The 24,826-nt window shown below is 61.0% G+C and carries 24 protein-coding genes; 6 read left to right on the plus strand and 18 right to left on the minus strand.

Annotated features, from left to right (window positions below; all coding sequences use genetic code 11):
- Positions 1 to 25 precede the first annotated feature (25 nt).
- Together NKJ23_RS08645 and NKJ23_RS08650 are read right to left on the minus strand one after the other, a co-directional pair.
- Positions 26 to 2,614, minus strand: coding sequence for a GcvT family protein (locus NKJ23_RS08645; protein WP_352679981.1), 2,589 nt, complete (start codon positions 2,612 to 2,614; stop codon positions 26 to 28).
- A gap of 132 nt (positions 2,615 to 2,746) precedes the next feature.
- Positions 2,747 to 4,324, minus strand: a complete 1,578-nt coding sequence (locus tag NKJ23_RS08650; RefSeq protein WP_023676493.1) for a trimethylamine methyltransferase family protein — start codon at positions 4,322 to 4,324, stop codon at positions 2,747 to 2,749.
- 208 nt (positions 4,325 to 4,532) lie between these two features.
- Between NKJ23_RS08650 and NKJ23_RS08655 the strand changes: the two genes are divergently transcribed.
- The 3 genes from NKJ23_RS08655 to NKJ23_RS08665 all read left to right on the plus strand — a co-directional run bounded on the left by NKJ23_RS08655 (position 4,533) and on the right by NKJ23_RS08665 (position 9,478).
- Complete coding sequence (locus tag NKJ23_RS08655) at positions 4,533 to 5,693, plus strand: MFS transporter (RefSeq protein ID WP_352679983.1); 1,161 nt, start codon at positions 4,533 to 4,535, stop codon at positions 5,691 to 5,693.
- A 95-nt stretch (positions 5,694 to 5,788) separates the two neighbouring features.
- Positions 5,789 to 7,858, plus strand: a complete 2,070-nt coding sequence (locus NKJ23_RS08660; protein ID WP_352679985.1) for a prolyl oligopeptidase family serine peptidase — start codon at positions 5,789 to 5,791, stop codon at positions 7,856 to 7,858.
- A 240-nt stretch (positions 7,859 to 8,098) separates the two neighbouring features.
- Complete coding sequence (locus tag NKJ23_RS08665; RefSeq protein WP_352568934.1) at positions 8,099 to 9,478, plus strand: aspartate aminotransferase family protein; 1,380 nt, start codon at positions 8,099 to 8,101, stop codon at positions 9,476 to 9,478.
- Between the two features lie 330 nt (positions 9,479 to 9,808).
- Here NKJ23_RS08665 and mmsB read toward each other — a convergent pair whose 3' ends face one another.
- From mmsB to NKJ23_RS08680, 3 genes are all read right to left on the minus strand, one after another.
- On the minus strand, positions 9,809 to 10,693 hold the full coding sequence (gene mmsB / locus NKJ23_RS08670) for a 3-hydroxyisobutyrate dehydrogenase (protein WP_352500937.1): 885 nt from the start codon (positions 10,691 to 10,693) through the stop codon (positions 9,809 to 9,811).
- 64 nt (positions 10,694 to 10,757) lie between these two features.
- On the minus strand, positions 10,758 to 11,126 hold the full coding sequence (locus NKJ23_RS08675) for a four helix bundle protein (RefSeq protein WP_023719958.1): 369 nt from the start codon (positions 11,124 to 11,126) through the stop codon (positions 10,758 to 10,760).
- 72 nt (positions 11,127 to 11,198) lie between these two features.
- Positions 11,199 to 12,365, minus strand: coding sequence for an isobutyryl-CoA dehydrogenase (locus NKJ23_RS08680; RefSeq protein WP_352679988.1), 1,167 nt, complete (start codon positions 12,363 to 12,365; stop codon positions 11,199 to 11,201).
- Between the two features lie 151 nt (positions 12,366 to 12,516).
- On the opposite strand from NKJ23_RS08680, the gene NKJ23_RS08685 reads away from it, so the two are divergent.
- Together NKJ23_RS08685 and NKJ23_RS08690 are read left to right on the plus strand one after the other, a co-directional pair.
- A complete protein-coding gene (locus NKJ23_RS08685) occupies positions 12,517 to 13,131 on the plus strand; it encodes a dimethylsulfonioproprionate lyase family protein (RefSeq protein ID WP_352679990.1) in 615 nt (204 codons plus the stop codon).
- A gap of 1 nt (position 13,132) precedes the next feature.
- Complete coding sequence (locus tag NKJ23_RS08690) at positions 13,133 to 14,602, plus strand: cobyric acid synthase (protein WP_352679992.1); 1,470 nt, start codon at positions 13,133 to 13,135, stop codon at positions 14,600 to 14,602.
- 52 nt (positions 14,603 to 14,654) lie between these two features.
- Here NKJ23_RS08690 and NKJ23_RS08695 read toward each other — a convergent pair whose 3' ends face one another.
- The 3 genes from NKJ23_RS08695 to NKJ23_RS08705 all read right to left on the minus strand — a co-directional run bounded on the left by NKJ23_RS08695 (position 14,655) and on the right by NKJ23_RS08705 (position 16,257).
- Entirely contained in the window at positions 14,655 to 15,074 is a 420-nt protein-coding gene (locus tag NKJ23_RS08695) for a VOC family protein (protein ID WP_352451986.1), read from the minus strand.
- Positions 15,075 to 15,147: 73 nt separating this feature from the next.
- Positions 15,148 to 15,975, minus strand: a complete 828-nt coding sequence (locus tag NKJ23_RS08700; protein WP_352470313.1) for a helix-turn-helix domain-containing protein — start codon at positions 15,973 to 15,975, stop codon at positions 15,148 to 15,150.
- 111 nt (positions 15,976 to 16,086) lie between these two features.
- The gene (locus NKJ23_RS08705) at positions 16,087 to 16,257 is read right to left on the minus strand and encodes a hypothetical protein (RefSeq protein ID WP_352451984.1); all 171 of its coding nucleotides are present in this window, start codon (positions 16,255 to 16,257) and stop codon (positions 16,087 to 16,089) included.
- Positions 16,258 to 16,410: 153 nt separating this feature from the next.
- Here NKJ23_RS08705 and NKJ23_RS08710 point away from each other — a divergent pair, with 153 nt between their 5' ends.
- A complete protein-coding gene (locus tag NKJ23_RS08710; protein ID WP_352490694.1) occupies positions 16,411 to 16,842 on the plus strand; it encodes a TerB family tellurite resistance protein in 432 nt (143 codons plus the stop codon).
- Between the two features lie 21 nt (positions 16,843 to 16,863).
- Here the strand turns inward: NKJ23_RS08710 and NKJ23_RS08715 are convergent, their stop codons facing one another.
- The 10 genes from NKJ23_RS08715 to NKJ23_RS08760 all read right to left on the minus strand — a co-directional run bounded on the left by NKJ23_RS08715 (position 16,864) and on the right by NKJ23_RS08760 (position 24,708).
- Positions 16,864 to 17,280 carry a hypothetical protein gene (locus NKJ23_RS08715; protein ID WP_352500932.1) on the minus strand — a complete coding sequence of 139 codons (417 nt, stop codon included), beginning with the start codon at positions 17,278 to 17,280 and terminating at the stop codon, positions 16,864 to 16,866.
- Between the two features lie 193 nt (positions 17,281 to 17,473).
- Entirely contained in the window at positions 17,474 to 17,941 is a 468-nt protein-coding gene (locus NKJ23_RS08720; protein WP_352500931.1) for a hypothetical protein, read from the minus strand.
- A gap of 263 nt (positions 17,942 to 18,204) precedes the next feature.
- Positions 18,205 to 18,630, minus strand: coding sequence for a hypothetical protein (locus NKJ23_RS08725; RefSeq protein WP_352679994.1), 426 nt, complete (start codon positions 18,628 to 18,630; stop codon positions 18,205 to 18,207).
- Positions 18,631 to 18,775: 145 nt separating this feature from the next.
- Positions 18,776 to 18,976, minus strand: coding sequence for a DUF4926 domain-containing protein (locus NKJ23_RS08730; protein WP_023676476.1), 201 nt, complete (start codon positions 18,974 to 18,976; stop codon positions 18,776 to 18,778).
- Positions 18,977 to 19,116: 140 nt separating this feature from the next.
- Positions 19,117 to 19,308, minus strand: coding sequence for a hypothetical protein (locus NKJ23_RS08735; RefSeq protein ID WP_023676475.1), 192 nt, complete (start codon positions 19,306 to 19,308; stop codon positions 19,117 to 19,119).
- 139 nt (positions 19,309 to 19,447) lie between these two features.
- Positions 19,448 to 20,071 (minus strand): DNA polymerase Y subunit UmuC family protein, encoded by a 624-nt coding sequence (locus NKJ23_RS08740; protein WP_352679996.1) that lies wholly within the window; start codon positions 20,069 to 20,071, stop codon positions 19,448 to 19,450.
- Between the two features lie 291 nt (positions 20,072 to 20,362).
- Positions 20,363 to 20,827: an Imm26 family immunity protein gene (locus NKJ23_RS08745; protein WP_352500928.1), complete on the minus strand. Its 465-nt coding sequence runs from the start codon at positions 20,825 to 20,827 to the stop codon at positions 20,363 to 20,365.
- A gap of 448 nt (positions 20,828 to 21,275) precedes the next feature.
- The gene (locus NKJ23_RS08750; protein ID WP_352679998.1) at positions 21,276 to 22,898 is read right to left on the minus strand and encodes an ABC transporter ATP-binding protein; all 1,623 of its coding nucleotides are present in this window, start codon (positions 22,896 to 22,898) and stop codon (positions 21,276 to 21,278) included.
- Positions 22,895 to 23,764 (minus strand): ABC transporter permease, encoded by an 870-nt coding sequence (locus tag NKJ23_RS08755; RefSeq protein WP_352680000.1) that lies wholly within the window; start codon positions 23,762 to 23,764, stop codon positions 22,895 to 22,897. Before NKJ23_RS08755 ends, NKJ23_RS08750 begins: the two co-directional genes overlap by 4 nt.
- The gene (locus NKJ23_RS08760; protein WP_352680002.1) at positions 23,761 to 24,708 is read right to left on the minus strand and encodes an ABC transporter permease; all 948 of its coding nucleotides are present in this window, start codon (positions 24,706 to 24,708) and stop codon (positions 23,761 to 23,763) included. Before NKJ23_RS08760 ends, NKJ23_RS08755 begins: the two co-directional genes overlap by 4 nt.
- Positions 24,709 to 24,826 lie beyond the last annotated feature (118 nt).

Consider the following 24,826-nt stretch of genomic DNA (forward strand, 5'->3'; position numbering starts at 1 on the left):
GCACAATGCGACCGGCTGGCTGCGCCTACGTCCTCATCTTTTCGCCGCTCGGGTCGAAGGGCGGCTCGACATTGATGCGTGCCGGCCGCCGTTGCCCGAGGATTTCGATCTCGAACAGCCCGGCGCTCTCGTTCTCGGCAAGCGCTGCCGGTACATAGCCTTGCGCCATCGACTTCTCGACATAATGCGCATAGCCGCCGGAGGTGACCCAGCCGACCACCCGCCAGTCGCCGTCGACAATGCCGCGCACGGCAGACGCGCCTCCTTCGGCGGCGTTCGAGCCGCGCACTTCCTTGCCGCCCGCGTCGAAGCGCGGCGCGCCATAGCCATGCGGCTTTTCCACGGTGCCGTAATCCTTGCCGCCGACCTTGGCCCAGATCGGCTCGTCGCCCATGACGTCTGCATCTGCGGCATCGACGATGAAGGAGACACGGCGCAGTTTCGGCCCTTCTGCCTGTTCCTTGGCCGCTGCTTCCCGGCCGATGAAGTCGTTCTTCTCTAGCTTGATGAAGCGGTTCATCGAGCCTTCGAACGGTCCGTAGATCGGACGTAACTCGCGGAACCAGGTCGGGAAGTTCTTCTCAAGGCGCATAGAGAGCAAAGCCCGCATGCCGAAATCGACAAGCCCAAACTCTTCGCCAGCCTCCTTGATTGCCTTGTAGACCAGGCGCTGGTAGGCAGGCGCCATCCAGATCTCGTAGCCGAGGTCGCCGGTGTAGGTGATGCGATTGACCATGCAAGGCGCGCCGCCGACCGCCATCTCGCGGAAATCCATGAAGCGGAAGGCCTTGGTCGAGATGTCGACATCGACCAGTTTCTGCAGCAGGTCGCGGGATTTCGGCCCGGCGATCGACAACCCGACCAGCGTCTGGTCGAAGCGGTGGATGCGGATGCTTCCATCCTTTGGCAGATGCTTCTCGAACCAGCGCATGTGGTATTTTTGCGCTGCCGAAGAACCCCAGATCATGAAGCGTTCTTCCCCACCCCTTGGGCCCGCCTTGGCGATGGTGAAGTCGCCGATCAGCCGGCCGAACTCGTTCAGCATGGGCGTCAGCACGATGCGGCCGGTCTTCGGCATGCGATTGGTCATCAGACGGTTGAGGAAGTCCTCGGCCCCTGGCCCGGAGACTTCGTATTTGGCGAAGTTGGCGATCTCGGTGATGCCGACCCTCTCGCGGGTGGCGCGCACCTCCTCGCCGATCGGGCGGAAATCATTGGAGCGGTGGAAGGACACGACGTCCTTCGGCTCCGAGCCTCTCGGCGCGAACCAGAGCGGGGTTTCGAGACCCCAGCTGTCGCCCATGACGGCGTTGTTGGCGAGCATGGTGTCGTAAAGCGGGGTCGTCTGCGCTGGTCTTGCCGCCGGTAATTCCTCGTTGGGAAAGCGGATGGAGAAACGGCGCGAATAATTTTCGCGGACCTTTGCGTTGGTATAGCGCAGCGTTGCCCATTCGCCGAAGCGCGCAACGTCCATGCCCCAGACGTCGAAGCCGGGGTCGCCATGGACCATCCAGTTCGACAGCGCCAGGCCGACGCCGCCGCCCTGGCTGAAGCCGGCCATGACGGCGCAGGCGCACCAGAAATTGGTCAGGCCCTGCACCGGGCCGACCAGCGGGTTGCCGTCCAGCGCGAAGGTGAAGGGGCCGTTGATGATCTGCTTGATGCCGGCCTTTTCGATGCCGGGGAAATGCTTGAAGCCGATCTCGAGCGACGGCGCGATGCGGTCGATGTCGGGCTGCAGCAGCTCGTGGCCGAAATCCCACGGCGTGTTGACCGGCGACCACGGCTTGCAGGCCTTTTCATAGGTGCCGAGCAGGATGCCGTTGCGTTCCTGGCGGGTATAGATCTCGCCCTTGAAATCGAGCACGCCAATCATCTCGCGGCCGGTCGACTTGTTGAATTCCTCGACCTCCGGCATCGGCTCGGTCAGGAGATACATGTGCTCCATGGCCAGCACCGGCAGTTCGACGCCGACCATGCGGCCGATCTCGCGCGCCCACAGGCCGCCGCAGTTGACCACATGCTCGGCTTTGACCGTGCCTTGCTCAGTGACGACGTTCCAGGTGCCGTCGACCTCCTGCGTCAGTTCCACGACGCGGTTGCGCAGTACGATCTCGGCGCCTAGCTTCCTGGCGGCCTTGGCATACGCATGGGTGGTGCCGGAAGGGTCGAGATGGCCCTCGACTGGATCCCACATGGCGCCGACGAAATTCGTCTCGTCCATCAGCGGGAACATCGCCTTGGCTTCGGACGGCGTGATCAGTTCGGTGTCCATGCCGAGATAGCGGCCCTTGGCGTGGGCGAGCCGCAAAAAGTCCATGCGCTCGGGCGTGTCGGCCATCATCACGCCGCCGGTCAGGTGCAGCGAGCAGGATTGGCCGGAAATCTCCTCGATCTCCTTGTAAAGCTGCACCGTATAGGCCTGCAGCTTGGCGACGTTGGGATCGCCGTTCAGCGTATGGAAGCCGCCCGCCGCATGCCAGGACGAGCCGGAAGTGAGCTCCGAACGCTCGATCAGCATGATGTCGGTCCAGCCAGCCTTGGCCAGATGATAGAGCACCGAGCAGCCAACGACCCCGCCGCCGATGACAACCGCTTTTGAATGAGATTTCATGAAGATAGATCCGTTTTTGAAGAGATTGAATCGAGTGAGCGGGGCGCGAAAACAAAGCGGAGATCGGATACAGCGATGTTTCCGGCCAGCCTGCCATCAAGACGGAGTGGGGGTCGACTACTCATCAGATGATCAGAAATCGGTCGGCGCGCCGCCTTCGGCCCGGCGCTTGTCGACGAAGGCGTTGAGCTCCTCCCGGATTGCCGGATCCATGTAAGGCTCTTCATAGGAGGCCAGCCGTTCCTTCCAGACGCGATTGGCCTTTTCGAGCGCCGTCGGCGACCCGGCCTCCGCCCAACTCTCGAAATTGCGCCAGTCCGAGATAATAGGCGCATAGAACGCGGTCTTGTAGCGGTCCTGCGTGTGCTGGGTGCCGAAGAAATGGCCGCCGGGGCCGACCGACTGTATGGCGTCGAAACCGAGCGCTTCCTCGGAAAGATCGAGCGGCGTCAGGAACTCGGCGACCATCTGCAACAGGTCTATATCGAGGATGGTCTTCTCGTAGGAGCAGCGCAGGCCGCCTTCGAGCCAGCCGGCCGCATGCATCATCAGATTGCCGCCGCCCTGGATGGCGCCCCACAGTGAGAACACGCTTTCATAGGCGGCCTGCGCATCCACCGTGTTGGCGGCGCAGGTGTTGGAGGTGCGGTAGGGGATATTGTAGCGGCGGGCGAGCTGCCCGCCGACCAGCTGCGCCTTCATATATTCCGGCGTGCCGAAGGCCGGCGCGCCGGACTTCATGTCGACATTCGAGGTGAAGCCGCCGTAGCCGACAGGCGCGCCCTTGCGCACCATCTGCGCGAAGGCGATGCCTGACAGCGCCTCGGCATTCTGTTGCACCAGCGCGCCGGCAATCGTCACCGGCGCCATAGCGCCGGACAGGGTGAACGGCGTCACGATGACCACCTGGCCCTTGCTCGACATCTGGATGATGCCTTCCATCATCGGCACGTCGAGCTTGAGCGGCGAATTGGTGTTGATGATGGTGAATACCGACGGCTCTGCAAGCAACTGCTCATGGCTGATGCCACGTGCGATCCTGGTGATCTCGATGCCGTCGACGTTGCGCTCCTTGCCGAGCGAATAGATGTGGAACATCTTGTCGGTCAGCGTGGCGAGGTCACGAATGCATTCAAGGTGGCGGACGGACGGATGGATGTCGATCGGCTCGACCGGATAGCCGCCCGTGCAGTTCAATATGTTGTGCATCTGCGCAAGCTTGAGGAAGTTGCGGTAGTCCTGCTGGTTGCCCGGCCGGCGGCCGCGGTCGACGTCGGAGCAATTGGGCGCCGACGCCATCATCGAGATGATCAGATTATCGCCGCCGAAGCGCACGTTGTGCGCCGGGTTGCGGGCGTGGATGGTGAATTCCGGCGGGCAGTGCGCAACCAGTTCCAGGATCATGTCACTGTCGAAGCGCACCCGCTCGCTGCCTTCGCGGACATCGGCGCCATGCGCCTTCATAATGCGCCGGGCTTCGTCATGCAGCACGTCGACGCCGATTTCCCGCAGCACGCGCAGAGAGGCGAGGTGGATAGATTCCAGCTCGTCGTCGGAAACCAGCCGGGTCGGCGCCAGCGGGTTCTTCAACTGCCGAAACGGCGGCTGCTCGAACGCCGCCGATCCGCCGGCACGCTTTCCCGCGCGGCCGCCGCGACGGGCGCGGTCGTTTGCCAATGCAGGTTCGGCGGGCTGAAGGGCGGCGGTCATGATAGTCCTCGTACGCTGCGGCAATGCGGCGGCATAATGGACTGCCGGCCGGCCAGCCATTGCGGAGGCGGCGACCACTAGGACGAGGGAAGCGACATGCCTGAAGGGCAGCCGGAGGGATCGTCAGGCTCTTATCTCTTCCGGCTGGCGCAAGCGGTTTTCGTTGCCGGTGCTTACCGCGATGAAAGCGAAACGCTAGTCCTGCATCATGGACCGGGCGAAACAGGACAGCGGCGAGACAGTGCAATGGGCGGCGATCACCGGCGTGATCGCCACCGTCTCGGTGTTCGCCATCGCGCAAGGGCTGAGCTATCCGCTGTTGAGCTTCATCCTGCAGCGCCAGGGCGTCTCGCCGGCCATGATCGGCCTGTCGGCGGCAATGACGCCGATCGGCTTCATCGTCTCGTCGCCGCTGGTTCCGGCGCTGGCACGGCGTTTCGGGGCAGGGCGCACCGCGCTTACTTGCGCGGCACTTTCCGCGCTGGTGCTGGCGCTGATCGGCTGGACGCAAAATGTCTATCTGTGGTTTCCTCTGCGCTTTTTGATCGGCGCCGTCACCAACCCGCTCTACGTGCTGAGCGAAGTCTGGGTGATCGCACTGGCGCCGGCGGCACGCCGCGGCCGCGTCATGGGCATCTATTCGACCATCATTTCGGCGGGCTTTGCGGCGGGGCCGCTGTGCCTGCTTGCGGTCGGCACCGAGGGATGGCCGCCGTTTCTCGTCGGCATCGCCGCATTCCTGTTTTGCGGCGCCTGCCTCGCCTCGGTGCTGGCACGGCTGCCCAAGGTCGACGAGAGCGGGCACCGCGTTTCGGTGCTGGGGTTCGTGCCGCAGGCGTGGCTGCTGTTATCGGCGGTGATCGTGGCCGCCGGTTTCGAACAGGCGGTGCTCGCCTTGCTGCCGGTCTACGGAACACATTATGGCATTGCGGAAGCGCGCATGTCGGCGCTGCTGTCGGTGATGATCGCCGGCAACATCGCTATGCAGGTGCCGCTCGGCCTGCTGGCGGAACGGCTGACGGCGCGGCTGGTGCGGTTCATCTGTGTTTCGATGACGGTGCTCGGATGCGTTCTGTTGCCGGTTCTCATCGAGACGCCGCTGATCTGGCCGTGCGTCTTCATCTGGGGCGCGGTTTCCTACGGCATTTACACGATGTCGATCATTGAACTCGGCGAGCGGTTCACCGGCTCGGCACTGGTCGCCGGCAACGCCGCCTTCTCGCTGATGTGGGGCGTCGGCGGCATCGCCGTGCCGCCGCTGGCGGGCAGCGCCATGGGTGTTGTTGGCGCCGGCGGCCTGCCAATGACGCTCGGTGCCATTTGCCTGGCGCTGGCAGTTGTAACGGTCATTCGAAGACGGATGGTGTGAATGCCAGAAAGCCGCCGTTTCTGACGAATGACTTGAATGTAAGCGGCCCCATGTCGATCTTGGCTATGTCGCCACCCGAGTCAACCGGAGACCTCATGACCAAATCGAATACCAAGGGCCAGCCGGGTTCGGCGGCCGAAGACCCGTTTCTCTGGCTTGAGGACAGGAGGGGCAAGCAGGCGCTCGACTGGGTGCATCACCAAAATGCAGTTACGGTCGGGGAGCTGCAGGGTGATCCGTCCTATCAGATGTCGTTCGAGACCGCGCTCGACCTGATGACAGCCGAGGATAACATCGCCGTCGGGGCCGCTATCAACGGCTATGTCTATAATTTCTGGCAGGACCGGACGAACGTACTCGGCCTTTGGCGGCGCACCACCGTCGCCTCCTACAAGACCGACAAGCCGGAATGGCAGACGATCATCGACTTCGACAGTCTGGCGGCGAAAGAGGGGGTGAAATGGGTGTTCAGCGGCGCCAGCCGGCTCTACCCCGACTTCAGCCGCTGCCTGCTCAACCTGTCGCCGGATGGCGGCGATGCCAGCGAGATGCGCGAATTCGATATCGAAAGCAGATCGTTCGTCGATGGCGGCTTTCGCGCTCCTGCCTCGAAATCGAGCTTTAGCTGGCTGGACGAGGACACGGTTACCGTTTCCGCCGCCTTCGAGGAGGACGACAAGACCCAGTCCGGTTATCCGCGCGTGGTCAAGCTTTGGCGGCGCGGCACGCCACTGGAAGCGGCGATGCCGATCTTCGAGGCGCTGAAGCAGGATCTTGCCGCCGGCGGGTCCGTCGAATTCGACAGCGACAAGCGTCATGTCTTCCTCGCCCGGACCATCGACTTCTTCGCCTCGCACAGTTTCCTGCGGCTGCCTTCCGGCGAGAACAGGCGCATCCCGTTGCCGGACGACGTCACCGATACAGCGCTGTTCAAGGGCCAGCTCGTCTTCGGCGTGCGTACCCCGTGGACTGCGCCGGACGGCACGCTGTGTAAGCCCGACGGGCTCTCTTCACTCGATTTCGAGCGCTGGATCGAAACCGGGCTATTCGGACCCCTCGATACCGTGCTCGAGCCGGCGCACCGCGTCTCGATCGCCGGCATTGCCCGCACGCAGGACCGGCTGTTCATCAATTTGATGGACAATGTGCGCGGCAAGGTCATCGCCGGCGAGCGCAGCGACAGCGGCTGGGAGTTCAAGCCCGTGGCGTTGCCCGAAAACGGCAATGTCGGCATCAGCCATGCCGAGCATTTCGGTTCCAGCGTCTCCTTCTCCTTCACCGATTTCCTGACGCCGAGCTCGATCATCTGGTCGGACGACAACGCCGCGGGGCTGGCAACGGTGAAGTCGCAGCCGGCGCGTTTCGATGCATCGTCCCTGGTCTCCGAACAGTTCGAGGCGCGCTCGAAGGATGGCACGATGATCCCGTACTTCGTCGTCAGGAGGCGCGACTTGCATGGACCCGTGCCGACATTGCTTTACGGCTATGGCGGCTTCGAAGTGCCGCTGCTGCCCGGCTATGCCGGCGTGCGCGGCAGGCTGTGGCTGGAGAAGGGCAATGCCTATGTGCAGGCCAACATCCGCGGCGGCGGCGAGTTCGGCCCGAACTGGCATCAGGCGGCGCTCAAGGCCAATCGCCAGAATGCCTTCGACGATTTCGCCGCGGTCGCGCAAGATCTGGTCAAACGCGGCATCGCTACGCCCGCCACGCTGGGCATCCAGGGCGGATCGAATGGTGGCTTGCTGACCGGCGTCTCGCTGACCCAGCACCCGGAATTGTTCGGTGCAGTGATCATCGACGTGCCGCTGCTCGATATGCTGCGCTACACCGAACTGCCGCCCGGCGCGTCGTGGATGGCCGAGTATGGCGATCCGGCGAAGCCGGAAGAGGCAGCCTGGCTCGCCGCCTATTCGCCCTACCAGCATGTAGACACGGATGCAGCCTATCCGCCGGTGTTGCTGACGACCTCGACCGCCGACGATCGCGTCCATCCCGGGCATGCCCGCAAGATGGCGGCACGGCTGCAGGCGGCCGGCCACGGCAAGACGCTGTTCTTTGAGGAGACCGAGGGCGGCCATGGCGGACGCGGCGATCGGCGGCCGCAGGCCGCACAGGCGGCGATGAAGTACGTCTTCCTGCAGCGGGCCCTGACTGGCACCAATTGACCGGCGTCGCTTGACCGGCACCGCTTGAACTGAGGGCTCGAGGCAGCCTAAGGTGCATGCATGGCTCGGCTGGCGAAATCGGGTTGCGCATTTGGGGTGGCGGTGACGCCGTCGTCGCGCACGCTACGCGCCGAGCTGTTGCGGCTCTGCGCTCGCATCGGCTATTCGCCGCCCGCTGTCCTCTGACGAATCCGCCCCGGCGCGAAAGCTGCCGGATTGGTTCAAGAGGAAAGACCAGACATGACCTACCAGAATTATTCGCTGAAGCAGCTTCAGCAGATCGATGCCGCGCATCACCTTCATCCGTTCACCGACCACAAAGAGATGCGCGAGACCGGCTCGCGCATCATCACCCACGCCAACGGGCCGTTCATCTATGATGCCGAAGGGACGGAAATCCTCGACGGCATGGCTGGGCTGTGGTGCGTCAATGTCGGCTATGGCCGCGACGAGCTGGCCGACGCCGCCTACGCCCAGATGAAGGAATTGCCCTACTACAACTCTTTCTTCAAATGCTCGACGCCGACGCCGGTTCTGCTGTCGAAAAAGCTGGCGGAGATCGCGCCAAGGCACATCAACCAGGTGTTCTACGGCTCGTCCGGTTCGGAGGCCAACGACACGGCGCTGCGCCTGGTCCGTCACTATTGGGTGCTGGAAGGCAGGCCCGAGAAGAACCGCATCATCTCACGCAAGATGGGCTACCACGGCTCGACCATCGCCGGCGCCTCGCTCGGCGGCATGGATTTGATGCACAAGCAGCTCGGCGGCGCCGTGCCCAACATCGTCCATGTGATGATGCCCTATGCCTATGAGCTCGCACTGCCCGGCGAAAGCGACCATGATTTCGGCCTGCGCGCGGCAAAAGCGGTCGAGGACGCGATCCTCGAAGCCGGCGCCGACAAGGTGGCCGCCTTCATCGGCGAGCCGGTGATGGGGGCAGGCGGGGTGAAGATCCCGCCGATGAGCTATTGGCCGGAGGTGCAGCGCATCTGCCGCAAATACGATGTCCTGCTGATGCTGGACGAGGTCATCACCGGATATGGCCGCACAGGCGAGTGGTTCGCCGCACAAGCCTTCGATGTCGAGCCCGACACCATCACCACGGCCAAGGCGCTGACCTCTGGCTATCAGCCGCTGTCGGCGCTGCTGGTCGGCGACCGCATCGCGGCGACGCTGGTCGAAAAGGGCGGCGAATTCTATCACGGCTACACCTATGCCGGGCATCCTGTGGCCTGCGCGGTGGCGCTAAAGAACCTCGAGATCATCGAGCGGGAAGGCCTGGTCGAGCGCGTGAGGAACGACACCGGGCCTTACTTCGCCAGGGCGCTGCAGGAACGCCTCGGCGGCCACGATCTGGTCGGCGAGGTGCGCTCGTTCGGGCTGATGGGGGCGATCGAGATCGTCAAGGACAAGGTGACCAAGGAGCGCTTCCTGCCGGCCGGCAGCGCGGCGGTGATGGTTCGCGACCACGCGATTGCCCAGGGCATGATGCTGCGCGCCACCGGCGACACGATGATCCTGTCGCCGCCGCTGATCTGGACGCGCGAGACGATCGACATGGCCTGCGACCGCATCGCCACGGCGCTCGACCTGGCGCAAGCAGATTTGCGCAAGCATTAGGGAGGCGATCGCCGGGCGCTCCATGTCGGGCGGGCGCCCGGCGTTTGAATGGGCGCTCGCCAGGCGAGGATGCGAAACGCAAAAACCGCGCTCCATCGGAACGCGGCTTTGCCAGATACGCATGGCGCTTCGCCAACAATACACTTGCGAAACTAACGGCGAAACTTACGGGCTCCGGTACGCGAGACCTGATCCGGAGCGCCGGGCGGATGTCCGCCTCGCAATCCGTTTTAAACGCATATCGTTACTGCAGGGTTAGCAAGAGCTTAAGCAAACCTAAATTTGCCGACTTTCCGCTTTGGGCAGATCGAAAACCTGTGAACTTGGAGCTTACGCCGGGTTACCACGGAGGAAATCAATGATGCCGGAAAAATCCGCGCCGGCATTCCCTTGTGCGTTGAACAGCGCATAGAGCTGGGCTGCCTCGGCGCCGAGCGGCGTTGCTGCACCGACGCTCTGTGCGGCCTCCTGCGACAGTTTCAGGTCCTTCAGCATCAGTGCCGCCGCGAAGCCAGGCTTATAGCCATTGTTGGCGGGCGATGTCGGCACCGGGCCGGGCACCGGGCAATAGGTGGTCAGCGACCAGCACTGGCCGGACGAGGTCGAGGCGACGTCGAACAGCGCCTGGTGCGACAGGCCGAGCTTTTCCGCCAGCACGAAGGCCTCGGCAACGCCGATCATCGAAATGCCCAAAATCATGTTGTTGCAGATCTTCGCCGCCTGTCCGGCGCCGTCGTCGCCGCAATGAACGATGCGGCCGGCCATCGGCTTGAGGATTGGTTCGGCCTTGGCGAAGGCATCCTTCGAACCGCCGGCCATGAAGGTCAGCGTGCCGGCCGCCGCACCGCCCGTGCCGCCGGAGACCGGCGCGTCGATCGACAGCAACCCGTGCTTGGCGGCGATGGCATGGGCCTTTCGAGCCGACTCGACATCGATGGTCGAGGAATCGATGAACAGCGCGCCTTTTTTTGCCTTGGACACTATGTCTGCGTAAACCGACAGAACATGCTTGCCGGCTGGCAGCATGGTGATGACCGCATCGGCGTCCTTCACCGCTGCAACGGCGTTGGCCATAATGACGACGCCGTGTTCCCTAGCGATGACGAGGTTCTCCGGCACCAGGTCGAAGCCGTGCACGGCATACCCGGCCTTGACCAGGTTGGCGGCCATCGGATTGCCCATATTGCCGAGGCCGATGAAGGCGATGGTGGTCATAATGGCGCTCCGTGGTTTGGGTAGGCAGTAGGCAGTAGGCAGTAGGCAGTAGGCAGTAAGCGACCTATTCGGGCGCAAGTTTGCTAATAAGTTGGCGAAGCATTTTCCCGATGCCCTCGGTCGCTAAAAGCACGTGATAAGCTTGATCATGCGTAGCAAGGCCAATGCGTTCAGCGATCTGGAGGTGTGTCTCGAACTCCTTCAGCGATCCCTGGGCAATCCTGAGAAATTGCTGATAGGAGCCTCTGTTGTCTCGGCCGTAACCTTCCGCGATGTTTGCAGGAATAGAGGTTGCTGAGCGGCGGATTTGGCTGGTCAACCCATACAATTCCTCTTTTGGCCATGCCTTGGTCAGGGAGTAGGTGGTGACGGCCAGATCCATCGCCTGCTGCCATACGATAAGATCCTTGTACGAATTGATCTTGCCGGTCATCTTTCTGCCTACTGCCTACTGCCTACTGCCTACTGCCTACTGCCTACTGCCTACTGCCTTCTGCCTACTGCCTTACCGTCCGATCAGCCCGCGTGCGATGATGACGCGCATGATCTCGTTGGTGCCTTCGAGGATCTGGTGGACGCGCAGGTCGCGCACCAGCTTCTCGATGCCGTAATCGTGCAGATAACCATAGCCGCCGTGCAGCTGCAGGGCGTCGTTGGCGACATTGAAGCCGGTGTCGGTGACAAAGCGCTTCGCCATCGCCGACCATTTCGAGGCATCCGGCGCGTTGCGGTCGAGCTTCGAGGCGGCGGTGTAGAGGAAGATGCGTGCTGCCTGCAATTCGGTCTCCATGTCGGCAAGCTTGAACTGCAGCGCCTGGAACTGGTTGATCTTCGAGCCGAAAGCCTTGCGCTCGGCCGTGTAAGCGAGCGCCTTGTCGAACGCCGATTGCGCGCCGCCGAGCGAACAGGCGGCGATGTTCAACCGGCCGCCGTCGAGCCCGGCCATGGCGATGCCGAAACCGGCGCCTTCAGCCGACAAAAGATTTTCGGCCGGCACCTTGCAATCCTCGAAGACGACCTGGCGGGTCGACTGCATGTGCCAGCCCATCTTGTGCTCGTTGGCGCCGAAGGAAAGACCGGGCGCATCGTTCGGCACGACGAAGGTGGAAATGCCCTTCGGCCCGTCGGCGCCGGTGCGCGCCATGACGACATAGAGGTCGCTGTCGCCGGCACCGGAGATAAACTGCTTGGCGCCGTTCAGCACATAGTCGCCGCCGCTTTTGACCGCGCGCGTCTTCAGCGCCGCGGCATCGGATCCCGAACCCGGCTCGGTCAGGCAGTAGCTGGCCAGCCATTCCATCGAGGTCAGCTTCGGCAGGAAGCGCCGGCGCTGCTCGTCGCTGCCGAAGCGGTCGATCATCGATGCCGCCATGTTGTGGATCGAGATGAAGGCGGAAAACGCCGGATCGGCCCGCGAAAGCGCCTCGAAGATCAGCACGGCGTCGAGCCGGCCGAGCCCTGAGCCGCCGACGTCGTCGCGGACATAGATGCCGCCAAGGCCGAGCGGGCCCGTCTCGCGGATCACATCGGCGGGGAAATATTTGTTGCGATCCCAGTCGAGTGCGTTCGGCGCCACACGGTCGGCGGCGAAGGCCTCGGCCATCTCCTGGATGGCGCGCTGGTCTTCGTTGAGTTCGAACTGGCTGGTGCCCGCATCGACAGCGGCGTCCATGGCGTGCTCCCTGATGTTTCCGGCCTGCTGGCCTGTCGTTTTTGGCTTTGCGCGCAGTCCAATCTAGACCAATGATGCCGCCGCGCAACCCGATCGTCTCCATCCAACCATCTGGGCAGCGGCTGTGTGCGAATGCGCTTTGGAGCAAAGTGTGACGACAAATTTCGACGAACTGCTTGGACGCTTCCATGCCTATCTCCAGACGTTCGACGATGCGCTGGTGCGCGACGCCGTGGCCCGGATCGGCTGGGACATGCCAGGCCGGCCGCTCGAACCGCATGCACTGCCGTGTCTTGTCCAGCTCGACCGTGTCGTAGAACTCGCTCCCGCTGCCGCCAAGCCGCTGGCGCGGCTGGTTGCGGAGTGTCGCGGCGATCTGCGCTGGGGGCAGACCTATAGCGAGGCGGATTTCGGCAAGGTTTTCATCGACAATTACGGCTGGCTGGAGGTGTTCGGCACGCGCGGCCATTTCGTCAATGAAGAGGTCGCGGCCGGCCTGCTGATCCTTGGGCCCGACATCGTCTACCCCGATCACCACCATGTCGCGGAGGAGATCTACATCCCGCTGACCGGCGGCACCGAATGGCGCATGGGCGACGGCGGTTTTCGCCTTCGAGCGGCGGGCGAGGTGATCCATCATGCCCCTGATATCAGCCACGCCATGCGCACCGGCAGGGAGCCGCTGCTGGCGCTCTACATCTGGCGTGGTGGGCCACTGGCGGCCAAGTCGACGATCACCGGAACCGTTGCGCAGGGCAGGGGCTGATATGGCCAAAGCGATCATGCTGCAGGGCACGGGTTCCGATGTCGGCAAGACGGTGCTGGTTGCCGGCCTCTGCCGCGCGGCGAAGAAGCGCGGCTTGAAAGTGCGGCCGTTCAAGCCGCAGAACATGTCGAACAACGCCGCTGTCGCCGATATTCCAGGCGATTCAGGCGGCGGCGAGATCGGCCGCGCCCAATGGCTGCAGGCGATCGCCTGCGGCGCAGCGCCGACCGTCCACATGAACCCGGTGCTGCTCAAGCCGCAGACCGATGTCGGCGCTCAAGTCGTCGTGCAGGGCAAGGTGTTCGGCGAGGCGCGGGCGCGCGACTACCAGGCGCTGAAGGGCCGGCTGATGGATGCGGTGCTGGACTCCTGGTCAAAGGTCGGCGAGGGCGCCGATCTGGTCATTGTCGAGGGCGCCGGGTCGCCGGCCGAGATCAATCTCAGGAGCCGCGACATTGCCAATATGGGCTTTGCGACGCGCGCCGGCGTGCCGGTGATCCTGGTCGGCGATATCGATCGCGGCGGCGTTATCGCCTCGGTCGCCGGCACCCATCTGATCCTGCCGGAGGAGGACCGGCGCATGATCGTCGGCTACCTCATCAACAAGTTCCGCGGCGATGTCTCGCTGTTCGAAGACGGCATCGAGGCGATCGAAAAATTCACCGGCTGGCGCTGTTTTGGCGTCGTGCCGTGGCTGAAGGCGGCGGCGCGGCTGCCATCGGAAGATTCCGTCGTGCTCGAGCGACTGGCGTCCGGCGAGAAGCGAGCGCTGAAGATCGCCGTGCCGGTGCTCTCGCGCATCGCCAATTTCGACGATCTCGACCCGCTCAAGGCCGAACCGCAGGTTGAGGTGGTGTTCGTGCCGCCTGGTGAGCGCTTGCCCGAAGATGCGGGTCTGGTGGTCATTCCCGGCTCGAAGTCGACGATCGGCGATCTCCTGAAATTTCGCGAGAACGGCTGGGACCGCGACCTTGCCGCGCATAGGAAACGCGGTGGTCATATCGTCGGCATTTGCGGCGGCTTCCAGATGCTTGGTCATATCGTGCGCGATCCCGACGGCATCGAGGGCAGCGTTACAGAAACGCAAGGCCTCGGGCTGCTCGACGTCGAAACGGTGATGGAGCCGGGTAAGACGGTGCGCAACGTCAGCGCGCGCTCGGTGCCGTTCGACCTGCCGCTCGAGGGCTACGAGATCCATCTCGGCCGCACCACAGGTCCGGACACGCTGCGGCCGTCCGCCGTTATCAACGGTATCGATGACGGCGCTATCTCGGCCGACGGCAAGGTGGTGGGCACCTATATGCACGGGCTGTTTTCCGCCGATGCCTTCCGGGCGAAATTCCTCGAAAGCCTCGGCGTCAAGGGCGGCGGCATCGACTACCGCGCCGAGGTCGAACGGGCACTGGACGAGATCGCAGCCGAACTGGAAACCCACCTCGACTGCGACACGATTTTTGGGCTGGCGCGTTAGATACTTTGCCTGAGCATGATCTTGTCCGAAAACCGGTCTCCACTTTTCGGGATCATGCTTTCTCGTCAGCCTTCGGCCAGTAGGTGCCGAACGACCAGACGTTGCCTTCCGGATCGCGGCAGATGAATTCGCGGCTGCCATAGTCGCGGTCGGTGAGTTCTTCCAGAATCTCGGCGCCGGCGGTCTTTGCCCGCGCGTATGCCGCGTCTGCGTCAGCGACCGCAACGTAGATCGACTTGCCGCCACCCGAACCCGGCGCGCCGACCATCTTGCCATAGGCGTCGTCGCGCGCCGTGCCGAGCATGACGATCGAAGAGCCGAAAGCGAGTTCGGCGTGGTGCACCACGTCGCCTTCGCCATAGCGGGCGCGAACGCTGAAGCCGAAGGCCTCGCACAGCCAATCGATCATCTTGCCGGCATTCCTGTAGCGCAGCGCCGGATAAAGCCGCGGTGGTTCGGGGGTGTTCGGCATGGCTGATCTCCTTCAGCGGGTTGGTCGATCAACCCAGTCTGCGCGATGGCCGGTTGCGCGTCTTGAAGAAATGTTACCTCGCGGCAAGCGCCGTCGGCGCGACGCCTGCCAGGTCGCGAAACTCGCGTACCAGATGCGCCTGGTCGGCATAGCCGCAGTCGGCGGCGATGTCGGCCCAAGCGCTGTTCGCCTGTCTCGACAGGCCAAGCGCATGATTGAAGCGGACGATGCGCGAGAGCGTTTTTGGGCCGGTGCCGATAGCGTCCGAAAATTTTCCGGTAAGATGCTTGCGGCTCCAGCCAAGCTTTTCGGCCAGCGTCGAGATGCGGGTCCGCCCACGCGTCGAGACGATCGTCTCATAGGCCCAGACCATTTCGGCCTGGGTGCGGTCCGCGGTTGCCAACCGATCGCCAACGAAGGCTTCGGCGATGGCAAAGCGTGAGCTCCAATCCGGTGCATTGCCGAGCCTTTCGCGCAGCGCGATGCCTTCTACGCCGAGCACGTCATCCAGGCCGACCATGCGGTCGGTCAGTTCGATCATCGGGCGGCCGAAGAAGCGACGAGCGCCGAGCGGGCTGAAATTGATCTGCACACAGCAGGCGCCGCCGAAGGATTCGATCACTACCGGCCCGGCATAAAGGCCGGCGGCAAAACTGGCGAAGCGGTCATTGTCGCCCGGGTCATGGCCGAGCCCGATGGCAAAGGGTTCGGCAAAGCTGATGACCAGCGGCACGGTCAGCGAGGCATATTCGACGGCGCGGAAATGGCCTGGCATGGTTTCGCGAAAGCCGCATATGTCGGTGACGGCGCCCTGAAGCCGATGGCTCGGCGCGCGCCGCACCATCTCGAACCGATCGAGGCCTGGGCTTTCGTGGCGGCTGCCGTCTTCGCTGTCGGGCATGCGCTTTCCTTCCGCCACGCGACTTTAACAGACCATTCGTCGGAATCAAAAGCGCCCGGCTTTTGGCCGGGCGCTCCGAGTTGCCTGAGATTCTGAATTGTCTGGACGTGTTTAGGCGCCGCGCATCAGGCAGCCGGCGGCCAGCACGATGTAAGCGATGACGACAATCCACACAGCAGCCAAAGGGATGAACGCAAGGACGCCAAGCGCGGCGAGAACGCCGATAATGGCGATAACAAGGGATATAATGAAAATAAGCTGGGTAGGCGCACTGAGATTCATGTTCGGTCCCTCCTCAACATGATTCGTACAACGGCATACTATCAGTCGCGCGGTCACACACCAATGAGTGCACGCAGGCGGCTTTTCCACCATCGCACCCCGTTTGCGCCAAGCCGATTCCGCGCTACCTTCCCGACGAATCGGAAGGGGCTGATGGCGATGGGATTGCTGGACCAGATACGCTCGATCTTCGACGGCGACCCCGGCGTGCGCAAGGTCGCGGACGATCCGGTGCTGTCGGCGGAATTGCTGATGCTGTTCCGTATGATCCTGGCCGACGGTTCGGTCAGCGAAAGCGAAATGACCGCCTTCAGGCGTATCTGCCGCGACGCCTTCGGCATACCCGAAACCAGCGTCGACAGCGTCATCGAATATCTCAACGATTTCGGCTACGAGACCAACAGCTCGCAGGCCGTCGCCCAATTCCGCGACCTCGACGTCGAACGGCGCAAGCTGCTCGCCCGCCACATGGCCGAGATCGCCAAGGCCGATTCGCAACTTGCCGGGAGCGAGATGCAGCTGTTGCGCCGCACGCTCGACCTGCTCGACATCAGCCCGGCCGATGTGGTCAAGCCGCAAGGCTGAGGCATCGGCAGGATTGTTGAGTTACAGCAATTCAAGGTCAATCTGAGATGAATTCAGTATAAACTTGTGGTAAAATAAAATAACTGTGCATTGGTAAAACATATATATCGCAATCGGATCTTGATGATCCGGTTTTTCCTTATATTCTTCGGTGTCGTATACTACGTCGAAATATTTTCCAAATAAATCGTCGTCAGACCAAAGATCGTATTGCTTGACCATATTTGGTTCATCGGGCTTACCGAGATAGGCCCAAATCCGACTTCTTCTAATAGTTTTTATGTCACCAAATTGTGCGGTCAACTTTTCACGCGATAGCGCGTCCTCCCATCTGGGCGAAGGGCCAGTGATTTGCTGATAGAATATAAGCAAGACCAATACGGCAGTCGCAGCACTCAGCACAGCGGCCGAAAGTAGGCACTGCTTACTAATTTTCATTTCAGCCACCTATTTCTGATATCAATATCAATCGGGATCAAGCGACCGGAGAGAGGGCGCCCCGGTGGCGTCATCGAATTTTGCACTCGACTAAACAACATCACCGACTTTAGCTTCTTTTTGGGAAACAATCTTGGAACCGGGAAGATCCTTCATTGGCACTCAAGCGGATGCTCAAAGTACTATCATAGCGCTACCTGTTTCTCTTATGCAGTGTAAAAGAAACTGAAATCAAAGAGAATGCAGCCATAATTGCGAGATACGCGACAGCCAATCCGCTTTCACTTAAGGCGCCCGAAATCATAAAATGAATGGCAGTAATTAAAAGTAATATATAGTGATACTTTTGGATAATACTCAAATTATATATCATTTTTATGCTTGATTTTGTATACTTCCATCCGGTCCAGTCATTTTTGAAATTCCTCTCCAGATAACCGATGGGGTGTTCGAAACGATTGAGAAGCTCCGCTAACCTTCTTGGAAAGGCAAAGGAGGCAGCAACTATCGCGCCAATAAAAACCGCCATCCAGGCGGATTCACCCCAAATCAGCGAAACAGGGATGGTCGCGGCCGATGTCCATATGGCTGTTACTGAGAATATCTTCTCAAGGGTTCCGTCCATATCCATAATCTCTGCACCTCCGATCTTCCGGGGCATTTCCAACTACCGAAAGAATCCTCCTCTTCCGGGGCGGCGATGCCGCCTGCCAGGAGCCGGTCGATGCTTGATCCTGATCTGGCGCGGTGCGAACGCAGCTGTCAACCGAGAACGGGTGCGGTTCAAATGCTGGGCACTGAATTGGATTGGCAGTTCGCGCTGCCAAAAAAAATGCTCTGCACTCTTGACGCGCGGCCGGCTAATGAGTGTCACCGTAATTCCACAATTCCTCCAACGGATCGGAAAATTTGTATGCCTTGCTGCTATTGGTAGTATCCTTTCTGAAAGATTAGCACTGTCTCGACAGGCGCCATGGAATCTTCTTTTGCCAACGGGGCATAAATACTGACCCCAAGGCCAAAAGCGATTGCCCCATCAATTTCTTCTTCGATTTCTTGGCCCAATGAAATAAGTGCACGTTTTGCGGATTCAAATCCTGTTCCTAGAAATCGAACCCCATTCAGAGAAGGAGCGGCAGGACTCGTGAATTCGACCGCGTTCAATTTTCCTGATTTACTATAGTAACAAAATACCCCAATATTTTCGAAATAGTCGCAAGGAAACGTATCCCTGATAGATCGTTTGAATGTTCGAAAATTTGTCCCAAGACGCCGTCTAATCTGATTCAGGGACATTCCAAACTCTATTTCCCCGGCGCCAGTGAAAGGTATGATCTTGAACTCAGTCATCAAAAACCGTGCCCTACGGCTTCGTGCTCTTGACGAGCCGCCGGCTAATGGGTGTCACCGTAATTCGTAATGCGACCGTAGTGCGTAATTCCGGATCATGTCGTAATTCGGAGAGGAGATATGGAAAAGAGTGCGCTGTAATTCCTTACACAGCAATCAGTACGAACTGGTTTGGAAGTAAGGCTAATTGAGCGATGGTCTTCCCATTTTCGCTACTGAATTCAATCTCGTATGCCTCCTCGGGATAAGAATGCTCTTCAACAACGACTCCTAAAGCTCCGGCCTGAAGGGATTCTCCCAGCATATCACAAATCAATCTCACAACGTCGTTGATCTTTGGTTTCATAGCGGGACTCTACTTCACGAATAGTGCCATCAGCGACGGGACGTTTGAACCGGGGGCTAAAAATCCCCCCGGTGCGAACCTCAACGGTGGCGGCCGGACCTGTAACAGTTACGTCCACCGTATATCGAGCTCCGTATTTATCAACAACCCGTCTGGCCGGAGGCATCGCGCACGCTGGTCGTGGTGTGGGTCAGCGTGCCCAGCGTGACGTCCCGGCGGGCGAGCTTGCCAAAGCCGTCATACTTGTTGCCTTGCGTTGCCCCAGGGTTGGTGGAGGTGAGCTGGCCGATGTTGTAGAAGCCGGACGCCGCTATGCGGGCAAGGCGGGCCATGTGGTCAATCTACGTGCAATGATAGCCGGGCGAACGCGATAAAAGTGCACCGAAATTGCGAAATTCTCTCCAGTTCCTGCCGCACAATAGCGGCCACTAAGTAATGAGCCGCGTCATAATTAGGATCTGTGAATGGCAACTAACGACCTTGTGCACTGGCCCGATAATCCAACAACTCTTGCATTTCTACAATCTCTTCCCCGTATTGTCCCGTGACCTTAATGGTGTTGGTGTCAAGATCAACCAGACTCTTCAGGAACAAAATGGTGGGCCGCGCGTGCTCAATTGGAACTAAACCTAAAAGCCTTATCGCATAGAGCGAATTCGCATCCCCGCCTCCTTTTTGGGCCAAAGACATTTTCAATTCTTCCTGCAATTTTTCAATATCGTCGTAAATGCCAACATAAGAGTCCGTAAGCGATCGAGTTACTTGATCAAAATCTTTCGTTCTCTCGTCCAATTGCAATGGAGTCGCAAGATTCTTATCAATCAATCTCGTCCATATAAAAAGGTAAAGTGCACCAGTATCCTCATTAAATTCTTCATACTTCGTATTCCAGTCCATGAACTCCTTCGCAATTTGCGAGGTTACGCGTGATATACATTTCTCCTCAACTGCTCGCCAAGTGAACGGCCAATTATCGGCAAAGATTCCATTTGAACAGTTCAGTATCTCAGGAGTTGATGGCACAGTACAGGCCGATCCTCCGAAAACAAAAATTGCAACAAATCCGGCAAGTTTCAATGCTATTTTAAAATGCATGATGGCAACTCCTCACGAACCAATTGGGAAATCATTTACCTGTAAACTCGCACTACCCAGCTTATTCGGGCCGATTACATTCATAAGCGAGTTATAGTCTTTATTGTTATCCACCAAACAACCCAGTGACATCCCTCCTTCACCAGTCGTGGGGCTCCTCCCCGGATGAATAGTCCGCCCGATGCAAATTAGCCGCTGACGCCGCCAAAAAAGTCCGCGCGGCATTGACGAGAGGCCGGCTAGTGGGAGTCACCGTAATTCGTAATTCACATCGTTACCGTCATTCCTTGATCAATGGGGTTTCAGCTGCTCGATCAGAATCAATTCGACGGCTTGATATCCGTGTAAACCGTCCTGCTCCAAATCGCCCGCCGAAGCTACGCTAGTTTGGCTCTCTAGCTTCGATGGGTCAGACTCTGAGTATTTTCGAATAAGAATTCGGTTGGAAAGGCTTTCTTTGTGAACGAAGGTTGGCATAGGCCATTTGTCTTCTGCCCAGCTCTTCATTTGGCCAATAATTGGCCAAGTTCCATTTATTAAACCGAGATCGCCACACCGTAGGCACCTGACTGCATTATCTGGACTAAGGTCATTTAATTCATCCGCCTTTGGCAATTCCAGACGCATTGGTCCAAATAGATATGCTAGAATAATCTTTCCCATTGGGGCCATATGAGCTACCAAGCCAAGCCCGTAGCCACCTGATCTCAACGGAATGGCAAATAGGGTGCCTTCCTTGTAGGGTAGTTGTCTCACTTTAAGGTTCCCTTTACTACAGATGCCGGCGTGATGCGGAAGGCGCGAGTGGTGATTAGTTACGGCTTTGTTGGAGCGCCAAGCTCTCGTGTGTTTGGGGGCTATCCGTTGCTGCCAGTCGTTTTGCTTAGCTTAAGCGCGACGATGCGGAGAATACGCGGCAGGACAAAGCCGAACGGGCGAGGCAGAAAACATACATTAATACCGTAATTTCCAAACCTAAGTTCGCTAAATCTCCTTCGCGCGCAAAGGGACGATCAGGTCCGGGTTGCGCGATCGGCGATCGGCCCAATGGCCCCATATTTTTTCTACTTTCATAGGCTGGCCACAAACAGTCGTCTCCACCACGTCGCCAACCACCGGAGCCTCCTCGTGGGGCGAGCCACCGGTCTCGCCCCGTCCTTCGGACCCCACAGTGGGAGAACGGAAGGCCCGTGCCCCTTGCCGCTCAGCCCTGTTCGCGCAGCCGTTTTGCAATCGTCCGGTGCAGGTCTGGAGCAGCAGTGACCAGCGCTTTGGCCGCCTCGGACTGCGGGTGGTCGAGCACTTCGCTCGTCCTGCCGCGCTCGACGATCTTGCCGTCATGCATGACCATCACCTCGTCGGTGATGGCGCGGGCGACGGTCAGATCATGGGTGATGAACAGATAGGCGATGCCGAGCTTCTGGTTGAGGTCGGCGAACAGATCGAGGATCTGCGCGCGGATCGAGACATCGAGCGCCGAGACCGGCTCGTCGGCGACGACCAGTTTCGGCCGCGTGATGATGGCGCGGGCGATCGAAAGGCGCTGGCGCTGGCCGCCCGAAAACTCATGCGGATACTTGTCCATGTCGCCTGGTGAGAGGCCGACCTCGTGCAGCGCATACGCCACCATCTCGCGCCGCGCGGCGGGCGCCGGCTTCTTCTCCAGCACATGCAGCGGCTCGGCCACCAATCTCTCGACCTTCTGGCGTGGGTCGAACGAGCCGTACGGGTCCTGGAACACGACCTGCATGTCGCGCCGTGCCGGCTTCAGCTCCGCCTCGCTCTTGTCGGTGAGGATATCGCCGCGGAAGCGGATGGTTCCCGATGTCGGCTTGTCGAGTGCCAGAACCATGCGGGCAAGCGTCGACTTGCCGCAGCCGGAACGGCCGACGAGCGCCACCGACCGGCCGGGCGCCATCGAGAAGGAGACATCGTCGACGGCGCGGATGGCAGCCGCGCGTTTAAACAGGGATATGCGCCGTCCCGGATAATCCCGCGTTACGCTCTCTACCTGAAGCAGCGGTTTGGCCGATCCGCTGTCGTGTGTGCGGGCCCGCGCCGGCACATGCATCGAGGCCTGCGCCAGCTGTCGCGTGTAGGGATGAAGCTGTTCGGACAGCGTGCGCGCGGTATCGCCGGCCTCCATCACCTCGCCATGGCGCAGGATGGTGATGCGGTCCGCCATCTCGGTCACCACGGCGAGTTCGTGCGAGATGAGCAGAAGACCCATGCGGTTTTCCGCTACGAGGTCGCGCAGCAGGTCGAGGATCTGCGCCTGCAGCACCACGTCGAGCGCCGTCGTCGGCTCGTCGGCAATCAGCAGCTTGGGTTTCAGCGCACAGGCAATGGCAATGACGACGCGTTGGCGCTGACCGCCGGAGAGTTCGTGCGGATAACGCGACAGCGGGAATTGTGCCGCCGGCAGGCCGACCCGGTCGAGCATCTTTCGCGTCCGTTCCTCGGCGTCGGCGCGGCTCGCCCTGGTGTGCCAGCGAATACCCTCGGCGACCTGCTCGCCGATGGTCTTGACCGGATTGAGCGCCGTCATCGGCTCCTGGAAAACCATCCCGATGTCGTCGCCGCGCAGTGCGCACATCTGGTCCTCGCTGGCGGCAAGGATGTCGATGCCGTCGAAGGTGATGCGTCCGCTGGTATGCGCCGCCCAGGGCAGAAGCTGCATCACCGTAAGCGCCGTCATCGATTTGCCGGAGCCGGATTCGCCAACCAGCCCCATCACCTCGCCCGGCGCCACGGAAAGCTCGATGTCTCTGAGGATACGGGTGCTGCCGATGGTTAGTGACAGCTTGTCGATCTCGAGCAGGCTCATCGCTGCCGCCGCGATTTCGGATCGAGGATGTCGGCAATGCCGTCGCCAAGCAGGTTCAGGCCAAGCACGGTGACGACGATCGCCATGCCCGGGAAGATCGCCATCCACGGCGCCACCACCATGCGGGTCTGGGCGTCGAACAGCATGCGGCCCCAACTCGGCATCGGCGGCTGCGTGCCGAGCCCGACATAGGACAAGCCCGCTTCGGCCAGTATGCCCAGCGCGAACTGGATGGTGCCTTGCACCAGCAGCAGCGTGGCGATGTTGGGCAGCACATGTTCGATGCTGATCAGCGTCCTGCTTTTGCCGGCGGCGCGGGCGGCGAGGATGAATTCGCGCGGCCAGATCGCCAGGGCGCCGGCGCGGGCGACGCGCGCGAACACCGGGATGTTGAAGATGCCGATGGCAATGATGGCGTTGAACGCGCCGGGCCCGAAGATGGCGGTGATCATGATTGCCGAAAGCAGCGCCGGAAAGGCGAAGACCAGGTCGTTCAGCCGCATCAGCACGTCATCGGCGATGCCGCCGCGCGCCGCAGCGAAGGCGCCGAGCGGCACGCCGACGCCCATGCCGATGCCGACCGCCACCAGCGCCACGGCGATCGAGTTGCGGGCGCCGACCATGATCATCGACAGGATGTCGCGACCGAAATGGTCGGTGCCGAACCAGTGCGCCAACGATGGCGCCTGGGTCTTGTCGGAAATGACCAGCCTGGTGACGTCGTAAGGCGTCCACACGAAGGAGAGGATCGCGACCGCAGCCACCAGTGCGGTGACGACGAAGCCGGCGAGGAACGAACGGTTTCGAAACGCCTTGGCCAGGATGCCGGCAAGGTTCTCGTCGGGGATGTCGATGTGCAGCGTCATTGCCTGCCTCTCAGGCGCGGATCGACCACCGCATAGGAGAGATCGACAACGAAATTGACGATGATGACGGCGGCAACCAGCAGCATGACGACGCTCTCGACCACGATCAGGTCACGCTGGTTGATTGCCTGGAACACCAGCCGGCCGAGGCCGGGCAAATAGAAGACGTTCTCGATGATGATGGTGCCGGCAAGCAGGAAGGCGAATTGCAGGCCTAGAATGGTGACCACCGGGATCAAGGCGTTGCGCAGCGCATGCCGCCACAAGACAAGACGATAGGGCAGGCCCTTGGCGCGGGCGGTGCGGATGTAGTCCTCATTCAGCACTTCAATCAGCGCCGAGCGGGTGACCCGGGCGAGGATCGCCGCCTGCGGCAGAGCGAGGGCGACCGCCGGCAGGAGCAGCGACTTCAGCGCCGGCCAGACGCCGGCGCCCCAGCCGGGAAAACCGCCGCCCGGCACCAGCCGCAGCCAGACGGCGAACAGATAGATCAGCATCAGCGCAAACCAGAAATTGGGCACGGCGACGCCAAGCTGGGCGGCGCCCATCGCAATCGTGTCGCCGGCGCGGCCGCGTCTGCTGGCGGAAAACAGCCCGACCGGAATGGCAATGACTGTGGACACCGCCAGCGCCATCAGTGCCAGCGGCAGCGAGACGACGAGGCGCTCGCGGACCAGATCGATGACCGGCACCGAATAGGTGTAGGAACGGCCGAAATCGAGGCTCAGCAAGCCGCCGGCCCAATGCAGGTAGCGCAGCACGACGGGAGCGTTGAGACCCATCTGGTTGCGCAGCAATTCGATCTGGTCGGCACTGGCGTTCAGGCCAAGCATCAGCCGCGCCGGGTCGCCGGGAATGATCTCCAGCACGGCAAAGACCACCATCGAGGCCAGAATCAGCGTGACGACGGCGATGGCGAGCCGCTTGAGGAGAAAGGCGGTCATGAGGGGACCGGTGCGGACGCAAAGATCGGGCTAGGGTATCGTTCCCGCCCACCCCCCTCTGCCCTGCCGGACATCTCCCCCTCAAGGGGGGAGATTGGCAGTTTCCACGCCGGCACTG

This window comes from Mesorhizobium sp. M0184, from assembly GCF_040322215.1.
In the GTDB taxonomy this organism is placed as follows: domain Bacteria; phylum Pseudomonadota; class Alphaproteobacteria; order Rhizobiales; family Rhizobiaceae; genus Mesorhizobium.

Excerpts from the sequence above, each read along its gene's own strand:
- NKJ23_RS08645 (WP_352679981.1), bottom strand. The coding sequence starts at position 2,614 with ATGAAATCTCATTCAAAAGCGGTTGTCATCGGCGGCGGGGTCGTTGGC.
- NKJ23_RS08650 (WP_023676493.1), bottom strand. The coding sequence starts at position 4,324 with ATGACCGCCGCCCTTCAGCCCGCCGAACCTGCATTGGCAAACGACCGC.
- NKJ23_RS08655 (WP_352679983.1), top strand. The coding sequence starts at position 4,533 with ATGGACCGGGCGAAACAGGACAGCGGCGAGACAGTGCAATGGGCGGCG.
- NKJ23_RS08660 (WP_352679985.1), top strand. The coding sequence starts at position 5,789 with ATGACCAAATCGAATACCAAGGGCCAGCCGGGTTCGGCGGCCGAAGAC.
- NKJ23_RS08665 (WP_352568934.1), top strand. The coding sequence starts at position 8,099 with ATGACCTACCAGAATTATTCGCTGAAGCAGCTTCAGCAGATCGATGCC.
- mmsB (WP_352500937.1), bottom strand. The coding sequence starts at position 10,693 with ATGACCACCATCGCCTTCATCGGCCTCGGCAATATGGGCAATCCGATG.
- NKJ23_RS08675 (WP_023719958.1), bottom strand. The coding sequence starts at position 11,126 with ATGACCGGCAAGATCAATTCGTACAAGGATCTTATCGTATGGCAGCAG.
- NKJ23_RS08680 (WP_352679988.1), bottom strand. The coding sequence starts at position 12,365 with ATGGACGCCGCTGTCGATGCGGGCACCAGCCAGTTCGAACTCAACGAA.
- NKJ23_RS08690 (WP_352679992.1), top strand. The coding sequence starts at position 13,133 with ATGGCCAAAGCGATCATGCTGCAGGGCACGGGTTCCGATGTCGGCAAG.
- NKJ23_RS08695 (WP_352451986.1), bottom strand. The coding sequence starts at position 15,074 with ATGCCGAACACCCCCGAACCACCGCGGCTTTATCCGGCGCTGCGCTAC.
- NKJ23_RS08700 (WP_352470313.1), bottom strand. The coding sequence starts at position 15,975 with ATGCCCGACAGCGAAGACGGCAGCCGCCACGAAAGCCCAGGCCTCGAT.
- NKJ23_RS08705 (WP_352451984.1), bottom strand. The coding sequence starts at position 16,257 with ATGAATCTCAGTGCGCCTACCCAGCTTATTTTCATTATATCCCTTGTT.
- NKJ23_RS08710 (WP_352490694.1), top strand. The coding sequence starts at position 16,411 with ATGGCGATGGGATTGCTGGACCAGATACGCTCGATCTTCGACGGCGAC.
- NKJ23_RS08715 (WP_352500932.1), bottom strand. The coding sequence starts at position 17,280 with ATGAAAATTAGTAAGCAGTGCCTACTTTCGGCCGCTGTGCTGAGTGCT.
- NKJ23_RS08720 (WP_352500931.1), bottom strand. The coding sequence starts at position 17,941 with ATGCCCCGGAAGATCGGAGGTGCAGAGATTATGGATATGGACGGAACC.
- NKJ23_RS08725 (WP_352679994.1), bottom strand. The coding sequence starts at position 18,630 with ATGACTGAGTTCAAGATCATACCTTTCACTGGCGCCGGGGAAATAGAG.
- NKJ23_RS08730 (WP_023676476.1), bottom strand. The coding sequence starts at position 18,976 with ATGAAACCAAAGATCAACGACGTTGTGAGATTGATTTGTGATATGCTG.
- NKJ23_RS08735 (WP_023676475.1), bottom strand. The coding sequence starts at position 19,308 with ATGGCCCGCCTTGCCCGCATAGCGGCGTCCGGCTTCTACAACATCGGC.
- NKJ23_RS08740 (WP_352679996.1), bottom strand. The coding sequence starts at position 20,071 with ATGCATTTTAAAATAGCATTGAAACTTGCCGGATTTGTTGCAATTTTT.
- NKJ23_RS08750 (WP_352679998.1), bottom strand. The coding sequence starts at position 22,898 with ATGAGCCTGCTCGAGATCGACAAGCTGTCACTAACCATCGGCAGCACC.
- NKJ23_RS08755 (WP_352680000.1), bottom strand. The coding sequence starts at position 23,764 with ATGACGCTGCACATCGACATCCCCGACGAGAACCTTGCCGGCATCCTG.
- NKJ23_RS08760 (WP_352680002.1), bottom strand. The coding sequence starts at position 24,708 with ATGACCGCCTTTCTCCTCAAGCGGCTCGCCATCGCCGTCGTCACGCTG.